The sequence below is a fragment of the Rhizobium sp. J15 genome (assembly GCF_002531825.1).
GTDB lineage: Bacteria > Pseudomonadota > Alphaproteobacteria > Rhizobiales > Rhizobiaceae > Rhizobium.
This window is the reverse complement of the sequence record NZ_NWSX01000001.1, coordinates 232,460-248,244: the sequence shown is the minus strand read 5'-3', so window position 1 is coordinate 248,244 and position 15,785 is coordinate 232,460. Positions and strand designations below refer to the sequence as shown.

General features: G+C 63.8%; 15 protein-coding genes. 13 read left to right on the top strand and 2 right to left on the bottom strand.

Features of this window, described 5'->3' with window-relative positions:
* The first annotated feature begins 4 nt into the window (after nucleotides 1-4).
* Nucleotides 5-763, top strand: a complete 759-nt coding sequence (gene cobM / locus CO670_RS01135) for a precorrin-4 C(11)-methyltransferase (RefSeq protein WP_097588582.1) — start codon at nucleotides 5-7, stop codon at nucleotides 761-763.
* 68 nt (nucleotides 764-831) lie between these two features.
* Here the strand turns inward: cobM and CO670_RS01130 are convergent, their stop codons facing one another.
* Together CO670_RS01130 and CO670_RS01125 are read right to left on the bottom strand one after the other, a co-directional pair.
* A complete protein-coding gene (locus CO670_RS01130) occupies nucleotides 832-1,644 on the bottom strand; it encodes a TIM barrel protein (protein ID WP_097588581.1) in 813 nt (270 codons plus the stop codon).
* A gap of 161 nt (nucleotides 1,645-1,805) precedes the next feature.
* Nucleotides 1,806-2,834: a LacI family DNA-binding transcriptional regulator gene (locus CO670_RS01125; protein WP_097588580.1), complete on the bottom strand. Its 1,029-nt coding sequence runs from the start codon at nucleotides 2,832-2,834 to the stop codon at nucleotides 1,806-1,808.
* Between the two features lie 133 nt (nucleotides 2,835-2,967).
* On the opposite strand from CO670_RS01125, the gene CO670_RS01120 reads away from it, so the two are divergent.
* The 12 genes from CO670_RS01120 (at nucleotide 2,968) to CO670_RS01070 (ending at nucleotide 15,758) form a co-directional block, all read left to right on the top strand.
* The gene (locus tag CO670_RS01120) at nucleotides 2,968-4,056 is read left to right on the top strand and encodes a fatty acid desaturase family protein (protein ID WP_097588579.1); all 1,089 of its coding nucleotides are present in this window, start codon (nucleotides 2,968-2,970) and stop codon (nucleotides 4,054-4,056) included.
* A gap of 21 nt (nucleotides 4,057-4,077) precedes the next feature.
* Complete coding sequence (locus tag CO670_RS01115) at nucleotides 4,078-4,392, top strand: MocE family 2Fe-2S type ferredoxin (protein ID WP_097588578.1); 315 nt, start codon at nucleotides 4,078-4,080, stop codon at nucleotides 4,390-4,392.
* An 11-nt stretch (nucleotides 4,393-4,403) separates the two neighbouring features.
* Entirely contained in the window at nucleotides 4,404-5,630 is a 1,227-nt protein-coding gene (locus CO670_RS01110; protein ID WP_097588577.1) for an FAD-dependent oxidoreductase, read from the top strand.
* 26 nt (nucleotides 5,631-5,656) lie between these two features.
* Nucleotides 5,657-6,472, top strand: a complete 816-nt coding sequence (locus CO670_RS01105; protein ID WP_176538847.1) for a 3-methyl-2-oxobutanoate hydroxymethyltransferase — start codon at nucleotides 5,657-5,659, stop codon at nucleotides 6,470-6,472.
* A 406-nt stretch (nucleotides 6,473-6,878) separates the two neighbouring features.
* The gene (locus tag CO670_RS01100; protein WP_097588575.1) at nucleotides 6,879-7,775 is read left to right on the top strand and encodes a hypothetical protein; all 897 of its coding nucleotides are present in this window, start codon (nucleotides 6,879-6,881) and stop codon (nucleotides 7,773-7,775) included.
* A 69-nt stretch (nucleotides 7,776-7,844) separates the two neighbouring features.
* Nucleotides 7,845-8,816 (top strand): quinolinate synthase NadA, encoded by a 972-nt coding sequence (nadA, locus tag CO670_RS01095; protein WP_097588574.1) that lies wholly within the window; start codon nucleotides 7,845-7,847, stop codon nucleotides 8,814-8,816.
* Nucleotides 8,813-10,354, top strand: coding sequence for an L-aspartate oxidase (locus tag CO670_RS01090; protein WP_097588573.1), 1,542 nt, complete (start codon nucleotides 8,813-8,815; stop codon nucleotides 10,352-10,354). The genes nadA and CO670_RS01090 overlap by 4 nt, the downstream gene beginning before the upstream one ends.
* A 1-nt stretch (nucleotide 10,355) precedes the next feature.
* Complete coding sequence (nadC, locus tag CO670_RS01085; RefSeq protein ID WP_097588572.1) at nucleotides 10,356-11,255, top strand: carboxylating nicotinate-nucleotide diphosphorylase; 900 nt, start codon at nucleotides 10,356-10,358, stop codon at nucleotides 11,253-11,255.
* 282 nt (nucleotides 11,256-11,537) lie between these two features.
* Nucleotides 11,538-13,490, top strand: a complete 1,953-nt coding sequence (locus CO670_RS01080) for a BTAD domain-containing putative transcriptional regulator (protein WP_097588571.1) — start codon at nucleotides 11,538-11,540, stop codon at nucleotides 13,488-13,490.
* Nucleotides 13,491-13,596: 106 nt separating this feature from the next.
* Nucleotides 13,597-13,740, top strand: a complete 144-nt coding sequence (locus CO670_RS32830) for a hypothetical protein (RefSeq protein WP_176538846.1) — start codon at nucleotides 13,597-13,599, stop codon at nucleotides 13,738-13,740.
* Nucleotides 13,741-13,752: 12 nt separating this feature from the next.
* A complete protein-coding gene (locus tag CO670_RS01075; protein ID WP_097588570.1) occupies nucleotides 13,753-15,015 on the top strand; it encodes a YcaO-like family protein in 1,263 nt (420 codons plus the stop codon).
* On the top strand, nucleotides 15,012-15,758 hold the full coding sequence (locus CO670_RS01070) for a TfuA-like protein (RefSeq protein ID WP_097588569.1): 747 nt from the start codon (nucleotides 15,012-15,014) through the stop codon (nucleotides 15,756-15,758). The genes CO670_RS01075 and CO670_RS01070 overlap by 4 nt, the downstream gene beginning before the upstream one ends.
* Nucleotides 15,759-15,785 lie beyond the last annotated feature (27 nt).

The window sequence follows — 15,785 nt, the reverse complement described above, 5'->3', positions numbered from 1 at the left end:
TTCGATGACGGTGCATTTCATCGGCGCTGGGCCTGGCGCGGCGGATCTGATCACGGTGCGCGGCCGCAACCTCATCGGCGCATGTCCGGTCTGCCTCTATGCCGGATCGATCGTCTCGCCGGAACTGCTGCAATATTGCCCTCCGGATGCGCGCATCGTCGATACCGCGCCGATGTCGCTCGATGAAATCGAGGCCGAATATCTCAGCGCCGCTGCCGCCGGCCAGGATATCGCCCGGCTGCATTCCGGCGATCTCTCGGTCTGGAGTGCGGTCGCCGAGCAGGTGCGCCGGCTGCAAAAACACGGTATCGCCTATACGATGACGCCGGGCGTGCCGGCCTTTGCCGCCGCCGCCTCGGCGCTCGGGCGCGAGCTGACAATTCCCTCGGTAGCCCAGAGCCTAGTGCTCACCCGCGTTTCCGGCCGTGCATCACCGATGCCGAACGATGAGACGCTCGCCAGATTCGGCGCGACGGGCGCCACGCTGGCGATACATCTGGCAATCCATGCGCTGAAGCAGGTGGTGGTGGAACTGACACCGCTTTACGGCGCCGGCTGCCCGGTCGCGATCGTCGTCAAGGCCTCATGGCCGGACGAGCGCATCGTGCGCGGCACGCTGTCCGATATCGAAGCAAAGGTTGCGGCCGAACCGATCGAACGCACGGCGATCATCTTCGTCGGCCCCTCGCTTTCGGCCGAGGATTTTCGCGAGAGCTCGCTCTACGACCCGGCCTATCAGCGCCGTTTCAGAGGCCGGGAATAGCTTCGAATGATCGGCCGCGCTCATGGCGCGGCCTCTCGGATAGCGATAACAGCGAGCTTGCCCGGCTTTTAAACCCGGGCTGCGAGATAATCCACGCTGGCGCGGAGCGCGCCGGCCGGATCCTTGACCGCATGGACTTCCGCCGCAAAAGGCTCGAAGGAGAACGGGCCGGCATAACCGGCCTGCAGCAGCGCCTTGATCTGCCCGGCATTGTCGAGCCGGTCGTCGCCGCCCACGAGCACCCGATGAGAATCGCGCATATCGGCAACGGAGACGGCAGGATCGCTGACGCCCGAGATATGCACGAGGCCGGAAAGTTCCGGGAAGGTCGCGGCTTCGCCGGCAAGGTGATGGTGGAAGGTGTCGTGGACAAGCTTGAAGGTCGATTGCGCGCCGAGTTCCTTGATTGCCTCGGCGGCTTCCGTCTTCGAGCGCAGCGAGCAGATCTCGAAACCGAGCGGCTCGACGAGACCGATGATGCCGGCTTCATCGAGCATCGGCTTCAGCGCCGTCAGAGACTGGCGCAGATTGGCCTGGCGTTCACCGTCGGCGCAGCCGGTGCCGTCGTTCTTCGGAACGAGAACGAGCGCCTTCGCGCCGGATGCGCGGGCATAATCGATCAATTCCCGCGCTTCCCTGGCGCGTGTTTCATTCCACTCGTTGAAACGCTGCAGAGCATTGATCGAAATGATCGTCAGGCCATGTTGAGCCGCCGCCTGCTTGATCGCTTCGGGCTTGGTGCCGTCGAGAATTGCGTTGCCGGAAAGGTCGTTGCGGATTTCGACCTCTCCGATGCCGAGCGACTTTGCCAGCGCGAAGAAATTATCGATGGCGAGCGACGGCGCGGCCATGTGGTTGAGCGCAAAGCGGATCGAAGTCATGACGGATATATCCTCCTCGGCTCCGCAGCAGGCGGAGCGGTTCCTCGTGAATGAGTGAGCGAATCTCTATCCGAATTCGCCCGCCAATCCATCCGTCATCGCCGGCAGCCGCCCTCATTGGTGAGAGAATTTCAGCCGGCATGATAGAATTCCATCATTCCTCAGATGTTTTCGGAGATATGGATATCGAATGGCAGAAAGGATTGGCCGGGAACGGCAGCCTCGCCACGTTCGATGGCACCCGTCATCAGCCCTAGAAGCTCCTTGCAAAGAGCCGGCAGCGGCGTGGAGACCACCATGGTGACGATATCGTCGGCAAGGCCGGCCTTGCTCTCCGGGGTCAGCTCGTTGACGACAAGCACGACCCGGCCGCCGACACTCTCCTCGCGAAACGCCGAAATCGCTCCCTCCATGCCGCCACCGCAGACATAGAGGCCGACGAGATCGGGGTGTTTCTGCAGAAGCGTCAGCGTCGCCTCGTGGGTGATCTCGGCGGTTTCCAGATTGATCAGCGTTTCCACGACATCGAATTCCGGGGCATTTTCCCGGAAATAGGAGCGGAAACCGATTTCCCGCAGCTCATGGCCGTGGAAACGGTGGCTGCCGACGAAACAGGCGACCTTGCCGGGCCTATGCGCCGTCCGGGCGATCATCCAGGCGGCGGTGCGCCCGACCTTGCGGTTGTTGACGCCGACATAGGCGTCGCGCACGCCCGTGGCGAGATCGGAGAGCAGCGAGAAAACGGGAATACCGCGCTCCTTCAGTTCTTCGACCGCGGTCGTCACCGCCGGATAATCCGGGCCGACGACGGCAACCGCCTGGTTGCGGGCGCCGAGTGCCTTGATCTTCTCGATGATCGCGGCAGGGGTCGTCGCGGAGGGGTATTCGATCTGGATCTGGAGACGGGCGGTGGTGACGGCGCGCGCCGCCGCTTCGATTTCGCGGGCGAAGGTCTGGTAGAAGGATTGCGTCGGCTTCTGCAGCAGGAAAGCCAGCCTGTATTGCGGCAAATCCTCAAAGACGCGCTGCCTGATAAGGCCGACGGCATGATAGCCGATCGACTGCGCCGCGTCATAAACCCGCCGCGCCGTCTCCTCCCGCACGGGATGGCGGGCGTTGAGAACGCGATCGACGGTGGCGACGCTGACGCCGGAGGCACGGGCGAGATCGGATATGGTGGGGCGGCGCATGGACGTTCCTGATAGATTCGATCATGAATGCAAGCCATTTCTGATGGCTTTTGATAGAATATATCAAGCCTGCATTGAGCACCCGTCAAAGTCAACCTATTCTCCCCGCCAACAGCATAGCGGGAGGCGGACGATGGCGACCCAGACAAAGAAACGTGACTACGACCTGCTCGGCGAAAGCGGCCGCACCGCCGTCGAGACGGGGCTGGCGGCAGCGCAATGGTACCACACCGACATTCCGCGCAAGGAGATGAAGGCGCTGATGCAGCGTTCGGACGCGCCGGCAATCCGTGACACGGTCATCTGGCTCGGCAGCATGCTGGTCCTTGCCGGGCTTGGCATCTATTTCTGGGGTTCGTGGATCGCCGTGCCCTTCTTCCTCGCCTATGGCGTGCTCTACGGCTCGGCTTCCGACAGCCGCTGGCACGAATGCGGCCACGGCACCGCCTTCAAAACGCGCTGGATGAACGATGTGGTCTATCAGATCGCCTGCTTCATGATCATGCGCAATCCGGTGACCTGGCGCTGGAGCCACACGCGCCATCACACCGATACCGTCATCGTCGGCCGCGATCCCGAGATCGCCGTGATGCGGCCGCCGGATCTCCTCCGGCTGATCCTCAATTTCTTCGGTATACTCGACGTCTGGCATGCCGTCGTCGACATGCTGCGCAATGCCTTCGGCGTCATCAGCGCCGCCGAAAAGACTTTCATTCCCGAGATGGAGCAGCCGAAGGCGATCCGCATCGCCCGTATCTGGCTCGCCATCTATATCGCTACGATCGCAGCCGCGATCGCCATGGGTTCGATCCTGCCGCTGATGCTGATCGGCCTGCCGCGCCTCTACGGCGCCTGGCACCATGTGCTGACCGGGCTGCTGCAGCATGGCGGCCTTGCCGACAATGTGATCGACCACCGGCTGAACAGCCGCACGGTCTACATGAACCCGATCAGCCGCTTCATCTACTGGAACATGAACTACCACGTCGAACATCACATGTTTCCGATGGTGCCATACCACGCGTTGCCCAGGCTGCATGCGATGATCAAGCACGACCTGCCGGCGCCGAATGCCTCGATCTGGTCCGGCTATCGCGAGATGATCCCGGCCTTCCTGCGCCAGCTGCGCAACGAGGATTATTTCCTGCGGCGCGAACTGCCGGCCACCGCGCGGCCCTATCGCGAGGAATTCCACAACGAACTGGCCCCGGCGGCCCAATAATCACGATCGAGGGAGGATAAGATGAGCGGAAACTGGATCGAAGTCTGCGGCAAGGACGAGATCGACGAAGAGGATGTCATCCGCTTCGATCATGGCGGGCGCACCTTCGCGGTCTACCGCAGCCCCGACGACGAATTCTTCGCGACCGACGGGCTTTGCACGCACGAACATATCCATCTCGCCGACGGGCTTGTGATGGATGAGATCATCGAATGTCCGAAGCATAACGGCCGCTTCAACTACAAGACGGGCGAAGCCAAGGGCGCGCCGGTCTGCATCAATCTCAAGACCTATCCCGTGAAGGTCGAAGGCGACACCGTCTTCATCTCGGTCTGAGGGAGGCGGACGTGGCTCATTTCGTGATCCTGGGTGCCGGCGAATGCGGTGCGCGCGCCGCCTTCGCCTTGCGGGAGAAGGGCTTTGCCGGCGAGATAACGCTTGTCGGCGCCGAAGCCCTCCATCCCTATGAGCGGCCGCCGCTTTCCAAGGCCGGTATCGCCGATGCCAGCGATCCAAAATTCATCGCTGCGGCGGAAAAATATACCGAAAGCGGCATCCGGCTGCTGACCGGCCTGGCGGCCAGGGATGTCGACACGGCATCCAGGACCGTCACGCTTTCCGACGGGACGACACTCTCCTACGACAAGCTGCTGCTGGCGACCGGTGCGAGCGCGCGGTCGTTTCCAGGCGCGCCGGAGGGCAGCGCGCATATTCGTTCGCTGCGGACCCATCATGATGCGGCGGCTTTGCGCGATGTGATGAAGCCGGGCCGTCATATCGCCATTATCGGCGGCGGCTTCATCGGCCTGGAGCTGGCTGCGACAGCGCGCCTCCTCGGCGCCGAGGTCACCGTCATCGAGGGACTGGAGCGCGTGCTGAAGCGCGGCGTGCCGGAGGAAATCGCCCATCTCCTCACCGAGCGCCATCGCGCCGAAGGCGTTGATATCCGCTGCGGCGTCTCGATCGAGGCACTGACCGAGGAAGGCGGGAAGGCCGTGATCAGGCTGTCCACCGGCGAGGTGATCGAAGCCGATCTTGCTCTTGTCGGCATCGGCGCGCGGCCGAATGTCGAGATCGCCGAAAAAGCGGGCCTCGCAATCGAGAACGGTATTGCCGTCGATACCTATCTCCAGACCTCGGCACCTGACGTTTTTGCCGCCGGCGACTGCTGCTCTTTTCCGCTGCCGATCTATGGCGGCCGGCGGGTGCGGCTGGAATCCTGGCGCAACGCCCAGGAGCAGGGCACATTGGCCGCGGCCAACATGCTCGACCTCGATGAAGCCGTTTCCGCAGTGCCGTGGTTCTGGTCGGACCAATATGACATGACGCTACAGATCTCAGGGCTTGCCGAAGGCGCCGTGACGCATTTGCGCCGCGACCTCGGCGCCGGCGCCTTCATTCTCTTCCATCTCGACGGCGATGGCCGGCTGATCGCCGCGAGCGGGATCGGAACCGGCAATGCGGTGGCGCGCGACATCCGCCTCGCCGAAATGCTGATTGCAGCAGGCGCCCGCCCCGACCCGGCCGCGCTGACATCAAGCAACGTCAAACTGAAATCCCTGTTGGCCGCCTGAGCGGCCGCTATTCTTTAAAGGAATTGATGATGAAGAAACACAAGCGCGCGACGGTCGCCGACCTGCTTGCGGAAAAAGGCAAGCGCCAGCTCACCATGCTGCGCGTCACCTCGCTGGAGGAGGCAGAGGCCGCCGAAAAGGCCGGGATCGATATCGTTTCCGTGCCGCCCTCGCTGCTCGGCCCGGTCTTCCGCGAAATCGCCCCCACGCCTTTTGCCATTCCCGGGCTCGAATATGGCGACCATGTTTCGGCCGAGGATTATCTGCGCGCCGCCTTCGCGGCGCTGAAGGCCGGCGGCGATGCGGTCTATTGCGCCGCAAGCCTGCAGACGATCCGGCGCATGCGCGATGAAGGCATTCCCGTCTGCGGCCATCTCGGGCTGATCCCTTCGAAAGCAACCTGGACCGGCGGCTTCCGTGCCGTCGGCAAGACGGCGGCGAGCGCCGCAGAGATCTGGCGGCAGACCAAGGCGCTGGAAGAGGCCGGCGCGTTTGCCGCCGAAATCGAGGTCGTGCCGGGAGAGGTCGCCGCCGCCATCAGCAGCAACACCTCGATGCTGATGATCTCCATGGGCGCCGGCAGCGGCTGTGATGCCCAATATCTCTTCGCCGACGACGTGCTCGGCGCCAATCGCGGCCATTATCCGCGCCATGCCAAGGTCTATCGCAACTTCGCCGCCGAAAACGACCGGCTGCAGCGCGAGCGCATCGCCGCCTTTACCGAGTTCGCCGACGATGTCCGATCCGGCGCCTATCCGGAAAAGCGCCATCTCGTCGGCATCGACGAAGCGGAATTGAAGATGTTCCTGGATCGGTTGGCGAGCGAGACGGGCAATCGTTGAAGTAGTCCCACCTATTCCTTGCCTTCGCTTACGCTCCGCGCGTTCGCTCCTATCGTCGCTCACCCCCTCATCTGCCTGCCGGCATCTTCTCCCCGCTGGGGAGAAGGGGGGTGTGGCGGCGCCTCGCGCCTCTTGAGACCTTTGCTGTAGGAATGGCACCGTGCAGCTTGCTCCCCCTTCTCCCCAGCGGGGAGAAGATGCCCGTCAGGGCAGATGAGGGGGGTGAGGAGCGTCAGCGACGAACGCCTTGAGCGGCAAGCGAAAGGCAAACACGGCGTGCCCAGCCGCCCGCTCATCCACCCGACAGCACCTTCTAACCCGCTGGGGAGAAGGGGAAACCCGCCATTGGCTTCCGTCCCCGCCTGTGTCAGGAATGACCCATTCGGAACGGAGTATTCGGTCCCCTGTGACGATAGGCTTTGCGCATGCGGAATTGATTGCGGTGCTCGTCGCGGTGACGGGGGACGAGCCGCGCGTCATGACCATCCGTTCCGGCAATGCGCTGCCGTCAGGCCCCTTCGAAATGGGCCATCGCACGCTGCAATCGGGCCTGCGCGAATGGGTGCAGGAGCAGACGGAGCACCCGGTCGGCTATCTCGAGCAACTCTACACCTTCGCCGATCGCGACCGGAACAACGAGATCCTCGGCGGCCGGACGATCTCGATCAGCTATCTCGGCCTCGTCAACGAGCAGTCGGGCGCCGGCCGGCCGGGATGGCACGGCTGGTATGAATATTTCCCTTGGGAAGACCATCGGCAGGGCCGGCCGGCCGTGCTCGACGAGATCATGACACGCCTGAGGGACTGGGCCGATGCCGATCCCGCGCGGCGCGACCATCGTCATCGCCGCGCCGATTTCACCTTCGGCCTCGACGGCGGCGGCTGGAACGAGGATCTGGCGCTGCAGCGCTATGAACTGCTCTATGAAGCCGGGCTGGTCGCCGAAGCCGGATGCGCCGCCGAAGCCAATCTCGGCCGGGCGATGTTTGCTGATCACCGCCGCATTCTGGCGACCGGCATCGCAAGGCTGCGCGCCAAAATCAAATACCGCCCCGTCGTCTTCGAGCTGATGCCTGACAGTTTCACGCTGCTCAGGCTGCAGCGCACCATCGAAGCGCTGGCCGGGCTGACGCTGCACAAGCAGAATTTCCGCCGCCTGATCGAACAGCAGGAACTGGTCGAGGAAACCGGCGGGACGGAAAGCGAAACCGGCGGCCGGCCGGCCAAGCTCTTCCGCTTCCGCCATACGGTGCTTGAAGAACGCGCGCTCGCCGGAACGAAATTACCGCTCTCCCGCAATTGACATATGCTCAGCATGAGAATATGTCTTTGCCCATGATATGCTCAATTCGAGCATAATTAGGAGCCGGTCATGAATCACGCTGTTTCCGCATCCTCGCTCTACGAACGCGTCAGCCGCGTCATCCCCAAAGCCGAATGGATGATGTTCGAAAATGACGTCGAGGCGATCCTCGAGCTCAAGCGCCGCCGCAACGCCGTCATTCTCGCCCATAATTACCAGACGCCGGAGATCTTCCACGGAGTGGCCGATATCGTCGGCGACAGCCTGGCGCTCGCTCGCAAGGCCATCGAGGTCGATGCCGATGTCATCGTGCTTGCCGGCGTGCATTTCATGGCGGAGACGGCCAAGCTTCTGAACCCCGAGAAAACGGTGCTGATCCCGGATCTCGGCGCCGGCTGTTCGCTGGCGGATTCGATCACGCCCGAGGACATCGCGCTGCTGCGCCAGGCCCATCCCGGCGTCCCGGTCATCACCTATGTCAACACCTCGGCCGCGGTGAAGGCCGCCTCCGATATCTGCTGCACCTCAGGCAATGCCAAGCAGGTGGTTGAATCGCTCGGCGTGCCGAAGGTGCTGATGATCCCGGATGAATATCTGGCGCGCAATGTCGCGCGCGAGACGGATGTCGAGATTATCGCCTGGCATGGCCATTGCGAAGTGCATGAACTTTTCACCGCCGAAGACGTCCGCCAGCTGCGTGAAAATCATCCCGGCGTGACGGTGCTGGCCCACCCGGAGTGCCCGCCTGACGTGGTGGCGGAAGCCGATTTTGCCGGCTCGACCGCCGTGATGTCGGATTATGTCGGCACGCAGAAGCCGGCGCGGGTCGTGCTCCTCACCGAATGCTCGATGAGCGACAATGTCGCCGTTCACCATCCGGACGTCGAGTTCATCCGCCCCTGCAATCTCTGCCCGCATATGAAGCGGATCACGCTTGCCAATATCCGTGCGGCGCTCGAAGAGAACCGTCATGAGGTGACCGTCGACCCGGCGATTGCTGTGGCCGCGCGCCGCGCCGTCGAGAGGATGCTGGCGATATGACCGAGCTTCTCGACCATCTTGCCGGGCGCACGGTGATCGTCGGCAGCGGCCTTGCCGGGCTGATGACCGCGCTGACGCTGGCGCCGGAACCCTGCGTGATCGTGACCCGCGCAGCTCTTGGCGCGGAAACGTCGAGCGCCTGGGCGCAGGGCGGCATCGCCGCCGCCATGGGCCCCGACGATAGCGCCGAACTGCACCTTGCCGATACGCTTGCCGCAGGCGACGGCCTCTCTGATCCAGCGGTCGCCGCCGGCATTATCGCCGAGGCGCCGGCCGCAATTGCGGCGCTCGAACGGGTCGGTGTGCGTTTCGACAGGAATGCCGCGGGCGAGCTTTTGCTCGGGCTCGAAGCCGCACATTGCCGCCGCCGCATCGTCCATGCCGAAGGCGACGGCTCGGGCGCGGCCATCACCGCCGCGCTGGTGCGGGCCGTGATGCAGACGCCTTCGATCACCGTGCTCGAAGGCTTCGAGGCGCGGCGGATCCTGATGGACAGCGAGCATGTGGCAGGCCTGCACTGCGCAACCGCCAATGGCGCCGTCATCCTTCCGACGTCCAAGGTGGTGCTCGCCACCGGCGGCATCGGCGGGCTCTATGATGCGACCACCAATCCGATGGGCAATTTCGGCCAGGGGATCGCGCTCGCGGCAAGGGCGGGCGCTGTTCTCGCCGACATGGAATTCGTGCAGTTCCATCCGACGGCGCTCGATTCACGCCGCAGGCCGTTGGCACTCGTCAGCGAGGCGGTGCGCGGGGAGGGGGCTTTGCTCCTCAACGAGAAGGGCGAACGTTTCATGGCCCGCATCCCAGGCGCCGAGCTTGCTCCGCGCGACGTGGTGGCGCGCGCCATCAGCGCCGAAATCGCCCGGGGCGGCAGGGTCTTCCTCGATGCCCGCGACGCACTCGGCCACCGGTTCGCGGCACGCTTTCCTGTGATCGCAGCCCTCTGTGGCGAGGCCGGCATCGACCCGGCGACAGACCTCATTCCGGTGCGGCCGGCGGTTCACTATCACATGGGCGGCGTCGCGACGGATGCAAATGGGCGCAGCTCGGTGCCCGGTCTCTGGGTGGCAGGCGAAGCGGCCGCGACAGGGCTGCACGGCGCCAACCGGCTCGCCAGCAACTCGCTGCTGGAGGCAGCGGTGATGGGCATGCGGGCGGCACGCGATCTGTCCGGCGCGCCGGCAAATCGTGCCGGCTCCATCATCGCCGGAAACCTGCCGGCGCCGGCCGATGCCTCGCTCGTCCGACCGATCGTCTCGCGCCATCTCGGCGTGTTGCGCAACGCCGGCGCGGTGGATGGAGCGATCGCCGCATTGCTGCCATTTGCCGAAAGCACCGGCTCTGCCGCCGATCCTGCGATCGTGGCGTTGCTGATCGCCGTTTTTGCCAGCCTGCGCATGGAATCGCGCGGTGCCCACGCCCGTACCGATTTTCCGCTGAAGCACGCCGATGCAAGGCGGCAGCAGATGCGCCTGTCGGACGCGCTGGAGATCGCCCACGCGACACCGCCCTATTCGATTGCAAGGAGTGCCTGAGATGAGCCTCGTTCCCCTTCCGCGCCTGATCGTCGAACCATTGGTCCGTGCAGCGCTGCTCGAAGATCTCGGCCTTGCCGGCGACATCACCTCGGCATCGGTCATTCCGGCGGATCATCGCTCGACCGTGGTGATGGCCGCCCGCCAGCCGGGGGTGATCGCCGGCCTCGATGCGGCCGAACTCGCCTTTTCCCTGGTCGATCCCGAGATCACCGTGCGCCGCCATCTCGAAGACGGCGACACTGTCAAACCGGGCGACGTGATCGCCACGATCGAAGGTCCGTCGCGCGGCTTGCTCACTGCCGAGCGTACCGCTCTGAATTTCCTCGGCCATCTCTCGGGCATCGCTACCGTCACGGCTGAGATTGCCGCCGCCATCGGCGGCACCAAGGCTTCCGTCGCCTGCACGCGCAAGACGACGCCGGGGCTAAGGGCGCTGGAGAAATATGCGGTGCGGGCCGGCGGCGGCATGAACCACCGTTTCGCGCTCTACGACGCGGTGCTGATCAAGGATAACCACGTCGCCATCGCCGGCGGCATTGCCGAGGCGATCCGCCGGGCCCGGGCCGGCGTCGGCCATATGGTGAAGATCGAGGTCGAAGTGGATACGCTTGCTCAATTGCGTGAAGCGATGGAGATCGGCGTCGACGCCGTTCTGCTCGACAATATGACGCCGGACCAGTTGCGCGAAGCCGTCGCCATCGTCGCCGGCCGGGTAATCACCGAAGCATCCGGCCGTGTCACGCCGGCAACGGCAGCCGCAATCGCGGCATCCGGCGTCGACCTCATTTCCGTCGGCTGGCTGACGCACAGCGCGCCGGTGCTCGATATCGGGCTCGATTTCGTCGAGACTGCAACCGCGGTGGAAGCAGGCGCAAAACGGATCGCCCGGGGACCATAATTCCTGGGCGTGCCGCTTGATCTTCAATCCGCGCCAACGGCAATAGCCGGCTGTGAAAAAAGGCGACAACTCAAATAATGTGCCAAAATGAGGCACCGAGGCGATCTCGCATCAAGTGTTCGTAAGCATTTTCCTCCACAGACGGTGCGAGAAGATGCAATTATTCGACGAAAATTCTTCTTTTTATAGCAAAGCCGCTATGCGCGGCGCCCTTATAGCTCTAACATGCTATCCACTGGCCGGCGCTTCTGCGCGCCTTGGGCTTCAGGGGTGAGAACCGAAATGCAAGAGACATCCGCAGAGGTGTCGACGAACAGGCTCTGCCTGCTCGGAAGACCGCGATTGATGGCGGCGGGGAGAGAGCTCCCCTTGCCGGAGAAATCCTATTTTCTCCTCGCCATGCTCGCCGCCGAATCCAATCTCGAACTCGACCGCGAAACGATCAGGCGGCAGCTCTGGCAATCCGAACTGCCGGAAAAGCGGGCGGGCAGCCTGCGCCAGCTGCTGGCGCGCATCGAGCAGAGCATTCCCGCCGACCTTCCCCCGCTGCTCGCCGCGACAAGGACCCATATCGGCCTTGCCGACGGCTGGGAGATCGACGTTCGCATCCTGAAGCAGAAAGGGCCGCTTGCCCCCGAAGACAGCAGTATCCTCAACGGCGAATTGCTGGAAGGCGCGAAATCGCCGACGCAAGGCGCCGAGGACTGGCTGACCTTCGAGCGCCAGCGTATCGACGAATTGCGTTCGACCCATCTCACCCGGCTGGTCGAAACTGCCGAAGACAGGTCGGATGAGGAGCAGGTCGCACTTGCCAGGCGCCTGCTGGAACTCGACCCGGCCAGCGAAACGGCCTATCGCGCCTTGATGCGCCTGCATGTCGGGATGAACGATCCGGCCGCGGCGCGTCAGGCCTATCTTAAGTGCAAGAGCCAGCTGAAGGACGAGTTCGACACCGAGCCGGAGGAAAGCACCACGGCGCTCGCCCGCGAACTCGGCCTGATCCCGCCAGCACAAGCCGCAGCGCCGGAGCGTCCGTCCGCGCCAGGCATGTTCGCCGATATGCTCGGCCAGCCGCGCATCATCATCCTGCCGCCGGAAAGCATCTTTACCGATCCGCTGATGGAGCGCGTCGGCAGGGCGCTTCTCGAAGACGTCACCATCGGCCTCAGCCAGCAGCGCGGCTTCAAGGTCATCGCGGCGCATACCAGCCTCGAGATCCTCAGCCGCTCGGTCGATCCGGCGCGCGCCATGCCCGGCCCGCTCGACCTCAGCTTCGACTATGCGGTCTACGTCACCATCCAGGGCCGCGACGAGGATGTCTATGCGACCTGCCGCCTGACGCGGACGACCACGTCGGAAGTGATCTGGGCGCTGGAACTGCCGCTGGTGATGCAGAAGATCAGCGAATCCTTCGCGCATCTGACGCGACGGATCGTCTCCTCGCTCGCCGATACCATCGAGCGCCACGAACTGGCGATGCCGATCGGCGATGCGCCGGCCTCCGCCTACCGTCTCTACCTGGAAGGCAAGCGGCTGATCGCGAAGACCGACCTGCAACACCTGCGCCAGGCCCGCAAATGGTTCAAATCCTCGCTCAACCGTTATGAACACTTCTCGGCCGCCCATGCCGGCGTGTCACGCGCGCTCGGCATGGAATGGCTGATCCGCGGCATGCAGGATACCGAACTGCTCGACGAGGCGAACGGGGCTGCCCGGCTGGCGCAGCAGTCCGACCCGAACAGCGGCCGGGCTTATCGCGAACTCGGCTTCGTGGCGCTTTACCGCCGCCGTTTCGACGAGAGTCTGGAATATTTCCAGCAGGCCCAGGATCTCAATCCGAACGATGCCGATATCCTTGCGGACTATGCCGATGCCCTGTGCCACAATGGTGATTTCGACAAGGCACTGGAGCTGAACCAAGCCGCCTTCAGACTGAATCCCCTGCCGCCGGACTATTATTACTGGAATCTCGGCGGCATTCATTTCGACCGTGAAGATTACAAGAAGACGATCGAGGCGCTAGAGCCGGTAAACTCCAAACAGGCGACCGCTCGCCTGCTCGCCGCCGCCCATGCGATGGCGGGCGATATGAAGAAAGCTGGACATTACGCCAGGGTCGTCCTCGAGAATTTCCCGGATTTCCGCAGCGAGGATATCCGCCACTTCGTCCCGGATCGCGATCCCCGTTACACGGAAGCGCTGATTCATGGCCTGCAGCTTGCCGGTCTACCCTGATTGCATCGCCTTTTAACGAAGCCTGTAACGCTTAAATGACGCGGGCAATGTTTCCCTCCGACCGCTAACGACAGCAACAAGCTGTCCGAACAATCGGAGATCGAACATGAAGACGAATGCTGAAACCATCCAAGTTCAGGCTCAGTCGCTGCGCTTCTCTGCAGCTGCCAGGGCAGCCATGAAACAGGACGAGCTCAACGTTTCCGCCAATGCCCTCGAAAACCTGACGCATGCTCTGAAATTCCGCTAAGGACGATATTGTATGTCCGCTTTCGCCGATCTTGAGACGCTTGCCGGTGACCTCAAACGATCATCGGCCGGCGTCAGCGAATATCATGACCGCGCAGTCACGCCGGCCCAGACGCTGGCTGCGATCAGGCCGTATCTGCGTGAATTCGGCATCACGCGGGTCGGCCTTCTGACCGCGCTCGATGTCCTGAACATTCCGGTCGCCTTCGCGACCCGGCCGAACAGCCATACGCTCTCGGTCTTTCAGGGCAAGGGCATCGACAACGAGGCCGCCATGACCTCGGCTGCCATGGAGGCGATCGAGACGCGGATCGCGGAAATTCCGCCCGCCGATCTGACGCAGGCGACGGTCGAGAGCATGAGGGCCGAGCGCGCCGCCATGATCGATCTCGACAATGTCGCACGCTGCGCCCCCGACGAGATCGGCAAAAGCCCCATTCCCTGGTGCTCCGGCCTCGATATCCTTTCCGGCAGCACCGTTTTCGTGCCCTGGTGGCTCGTCGGCCTCGACCATCGCGGCGAGAGGCCGCCGGGCTTCGAGCAGTCGAGCGACGGTCTTGCCTCCGGCAATACGCCATCCGAAGCGGTCCTGCATGGGCTTTGCGAACTGGTCGAGCGCGATGCCTGGGCCCTGACCCAGCTGAAATCGCCGGAACGCCTGAAGGAAAGCCGCATCGACCCCGCCTCCTTCGGCGACACCGTCATCGACATCATGACCGACCGGATCGCCCGCGCCGGCATGCGGCTGCTGCTGCTCGACATGACCACCGACATCGGCGTTCCCGCATTTCTCGCCGTCATCATGCCCGGCAATCTTTCCGATCGTGTCGATGCGCGCTGGTCGCATGTCTGCGGCGGCTGCGGCTGCCATCCCGATCCCGTGCGCGCCGCGCTGCGCGCCATCACCGAGGCGGCGCAGAGCCGGCTGACCGCGATCGCCGGCAGCCGCGACGATTTCTCGCCGCGCATCTATCAGCGACTCGATCAAAGTGCGGCGATGCAGCAGGTGGTCGAGCTTTGCGAAGGCGGCGGCCGGATGCGCGCATTCCAGCCCCGTCATCGCCGCCCGGCGACGATCCAGGAAACCAACGCGCATATTGCCGGCCGGCTGGCGGCCACCGGCATCGAGCAGATCGTCGTCGTGCCGTTTGCCCACCAGGCCCTGCCGGTCTCCGTCGTCAGGGTGATCGTACCGGGTCTGGAGGTCGATATATCGGGCCAGTACATCCAGCTCGGCATGCGCGCGGTCAACACCATGAGGGGAGCTCAATCATGAAGGTGCTGTTCGTCGGCCCGAGCCTGGGAAGCGATCTCGCCGCGGCAAGGGCGGGATCTTCCTGCATCGACTTCCGGCCGCCGGCCGCCTGCGGCGACATCCTGAAAGCCGTCGAGGACGGCGCCACCGCGATCGGCCTCGTTGACGGCTATTTCGGTGATCTGCCGTCGGTCTGGCACAAGGAAATCCTCTACGCACTCGAACAGAATGTCGCCGTCGCCGGCGGCGCCAGCATGGGTGCGTTGCGGGCAGCCGAATGCGCTCCCTTCGGCATGGTCGGGATCGGCTCGATCTTCGAGGATTACGAGACCGGACGGCTGCTCGACGACGAGGCCGTCGCCCTGGTGCACGCGCCGCAGGAACTCGGCTGGCTGCCGCTTTCCGTGCCCTGGGTCGATTTCGAGCCGACGATCGACGCGCTCTACGCCAACGGCGATATCTCACCCGGCGAGCGCAAGAAACTGCTGCTTGCCGGCCGCTTCCTGCATTTTTCCGAGCGCACCTATGCGAAGGCGGTCGATGAATGCCATTTCGGCCGCAAGCCGCGCCGCGATCACATCCTCGCCGCTATCCGCAACAACCGCGTCGAACGCAAACGCAACGATGCCCGGCTGGTGCTGGAATGGCTGCGCCGGGACGAATTCCTTCCCGTCGACCGTGACTGGCGCTTTGCCGCGACTTCCCACTGGGAACTCTTGCATGCCGAAATCACGCGGAATGTGACTCCTGTAACGCTAGAATAACGGTCGCGGCAGAAAGATGTACTGGCG

What these genes read in the sequence shown, in the direction of transcription:
- cobM (WP_097588582.1), top strand. Translation starts at nt 5, where the DNA reads ATGACGGTGCATTTCATCGGCGCTGGGCCTGGCGCGGCGGATCTGATC.
- CO670_RS01130 (WP_097588581.1), bottom strand. Translation starts at nt 1,644, where the DNA reads ATGACTTCGATCCGCTTTGCGCTCAACCACATGGCCGCGCCGTCGCTC.
- CO670_RS01125 (WP_097588580.1), bottom strand. Translation starts at nt 2,834, where the DNA reads ATGCGCCGCCCCACCATATCCGATCTCGCCCGTGCCTCCGGCGTCAGC.
- CO670_RS01120 (WP_097588579.1), top strand. Translation starts at nt 2,968, where the DNA reads ATGGCGACCCAGACAAAGAAACGTGACTACGACCTGCTCGGCGAAAGC.
- CO670_RS01115 (WP_097588578.1), top strand. Translation starts at nt 4,078, where the DNA reads ATGAGCGGAAACTGGATCGAAGTCTGCGGCAAGGACGAGATCGACGAA.
- CO670_RS01105 (WP_176538847.1), top strand. Translation starts at nt 5,657, where the DNA reads ATGATGAAGAAACACAAGCGCGCGACGGTCGCCGACCTGCTTGCGGAA.
- nadA (WP_097588574.1), top strand. Translation starts at nt 7,845, where the DNA reads ATGAATCACGCTGTTTCCGCATCCTCGCTCTACGAACGCGTCAGCCGC.
- CO670_RS01090 (WP_097588573.1), top strand. Translation starts at nt 8,813, where the DNA reads ATGACCGAGCTTCTCGACCATCTTGCCGGGCGCACGGTGATCGTCGGC.
- nadC (WP_097588572.1), top strand. Translation starts at nt 10,356, where the DNA reads ATGAGCCTCGTTCCCCTTCCGCGCCTGATCGTCGAACCATTGGTCCGT.
- CO670_RS01080 (WP_097588571.1), top strand. Translation starts at nt 11,538, where the DNA reads ATGCAAGAGACATCCGCAGAGGTGTCGACGAACAGGCTCTGCCTGCTC.
- CO670_RS32830 (WP_176538846.1), top strand. Translation starts at nt 13,597, where the DNA reads ATGAAGACGAATGCTGAAACCATCCAAGTTCAGGCTCAGTCGCTGCGC.
- CO670_RS01075 (WP_097588570.1), top strand. Translation starts at nt 13,753, where the DNA reads ATGTCCGCTTTCGCCGATCTTGAGACGCTTGCCGGTGACCTCAAACGA.
- CO670_RS01070 (WP_097588569.1), top strand. Translation starts at nt 15,012, where the DNA reads ATGAAGGTGCTGTTCGTCGGCCCGAGCCTGGGAAGCGATCTCGCCGCG.